The 2,451-nt window shown below is 62.5% G+C and carries 1 protein-coding gene; it reads right to left on the bottom strand.

What is annotated here, in order from left to right; genetic code table 11:
• On the bottom strand, positions 1 to 2,385 hold a 2,385-nt coding region (gene alaS, locus WBF74_RS03155), incomplete at its 3' end, for an alanine--tRNA ligase (protein WP_424435043.1).
• Positions 2,386 to 2,451 lie beyond the last annotated feature (66 nt).

Here is a 2,451-nt window from a genome sequence, read left to right as displayed (position 1 = left end):
GCCTTCAAGCTTGCGGGCGATGAGCTTCACGCCGCCCACTTCCTGAATCTGCGATGCGGCGTCACCACCTGCACCGGATGACGCACCGCCACCAAGAGCGAGCTTCTTCTTCGCCTCGGCAAGCTCGCGTTCAAGGCGCTTGCGCTCCTCCATCAGTGATACGACACGCGACGGCAAATCATCCGGCGCAATCTTCAACGCACCGGCCGCTTCCTTCAGGAGGCGCTCCTGTTGCACGAGATAGGCGCGCGCGCCTTCGCCGGTCAGCGCCTCGATACGGCGGATGCCGGAAGCAACCGCGCCCTCGCTCACAATCTTGAAGATTGCGATGTCGCCGAGGCGGCGCACATGCGTGCCGCCGCAAAGCTCGACGGAATAGGCGCGGTTTTCCTTTTCCTCATCAACGCCCATCGCGAGAACGCGAACCTCATCGCCATATTTCTCGCCGAACAGCGCCAGCGCACCCGCAGCGATGGCGTCATCCGGCGTCATCAGGCGCGTCGAAACTTCCGTGTTCCGACGGATGACGCGGTTCACCATCGCCTCGACATCGGCAATCTCTTCCTGCGTCATGGGCTTGGGGTGGCTGAAGTCGAAGCGCAGCCGCTCCGGCCCGACCATCGAGCCTTTCTGCGTCACATGGGGACCGAGCACACGGCGCAGCGCCTCATGCAGCAGATGGGTCGCAGAGTGGTTCGCCCGCGTTGCATCGCGCAGAGCCTTGTTCACCTTCATCTCGACAACATCGCCGACCTTGAGGCTTCCGCGAGACAGCTTGCCGATATGGACATGCATGTCGCCCAGCTTCTTCAGCGTATCGACGATGGGGAACTCCGCACCATCCGCCGAGAAGGCAACGCCCGTATCGCCGATCTGGCCGCCGGACTCGCCATAGAACGGTGTCTGATTGGTGATGAGCGCCGCTTCCTGCCCCGCGCTGATTGACTCCACAGGCTGGCCGTCAACGAGCAGCGCGACCACCTTGCCTTCGGCAACCTCGGATTCGTAACCAAGAAACTCGGTCGCGCCGAGCTTGTCACGCAGTTCGAACCAGACAGCTTCGGTCGCCTTTTCCCCGGAGCCGGACCAGGCCGCGCGGGCATCCTGACGCTGCTTTGCCATCGCCGCGTCGAAACCGGCCTGATCGACGCTCATGCCGCGCGCGCGCAACGCATCCTGCGTCAGATCGAGCGGGAAGCCATAGGTGTCATAAAGGCGGAAGGCCACCTCGCCCGGCAGCACGCCGCCGCTGCCAAGCTTCTCGACTTCATCATCAAGAAGTTTCAGGCCGCGCGTCAGCGTCTCGCGGAAACGTGTTTCCTCAAGCTTCAGCGTCTCGGTGACAAGCGCCTCGGCCCGGCGCAGTTCGGGATAGGCGTCGCCCATCTGGCGCACAAGGGCGGGAACGAGGCGATGCATCAGAGGTTCGGCCACACCCACAAGCTGCGCATGGCGCATGGCGCGGCGCATGATGCGGCGAAGCACATAGCCCCGGCCTTCATTGGACGGCATCACACCATCCGCGATGAGGAAGGAAGAGGAGCGCAGATGATCCGCGATCACGCGGTGGCTCACCGCATGCGGGCCGTCCGGGTCGCTCTTCGAGGCATCGGCAGAGGCGATGATGAGCGCGCGCATGAGGTCGGTCGCGTAATTGTCATGTGTGCCCTGCAGCACCGCAGCAATGCGCTCAAGCCCCATGCCCGTATCAATGGACGGACGCGGCAGGTTCACCCGCGCCCCGTCTGCCATCTGCTCATACTGCATGAAGACGAGATTCCAGATCTCGATGAAACGGTCGCCATCCTGATCGGGGCTGCCGGGAGGACCACCGGGAATCTTGTCGCCATGATCGAAGAAGATTTCAGAACAGGGGCCGCAGGGGCCGGTATCGCCCATCGACCAGAAATTGTCGCTGGTCGGGATGCGGATGATCTTCTCGTCGGGAAGGCCCGCAATCTTCTTCCAGAGGCCGAAGGCTTCGTCATCTTCCGAATAGACGGTCGCCATCAGCCGCTCTTTGGGCAGGCCGAATTCTTTGGTGATCAGCGTCCAGGCAAACTCGATCGCCTCGGCCTTGAAATAATCGCCGAAGGAGAAATTGCCGAGCATCTCGAAGAAAGTGTGATGCCGCGCCGTGTAGCCGACATTGTCGAGGTCATTATGCTTGCCGCCCGCGCGCACGCATTTCTGGGCGCTCGCAGCCCGCACATAGGGCCGCGTCTCCTGTCCGGTGAAGACATTCTTGAACGGCACCATGCCGGCATTGGTGAAGAGCAGCGTCGGGTCGTTGTTCGGCACGAGCGAACTGGATGGCACGACCTCGTGGCCCTGCTTCCAGAAATAGTCCAGAAATGTGCGTCGGATCTCGTTGAGGCCGTCCATGGATACCGCTCTTTGTCCGTGCTGTCCGCGAGGTCATAAACCCCTCGCGGGGGCGGCGGCTTGGCC

The sequence above is a fragment of the Parvibaculum sp. genome (genome assembly GCF_049672805.1).
Classification (GTDB): Bacteria; Pseudomonadota; Alphaproteobacteria; order Parvibaculales; family Parvibaculaceae; genus Parvibaculum.
This window is presented reverse-complemented; position numbering and strand designations above follow the sequence as displayed.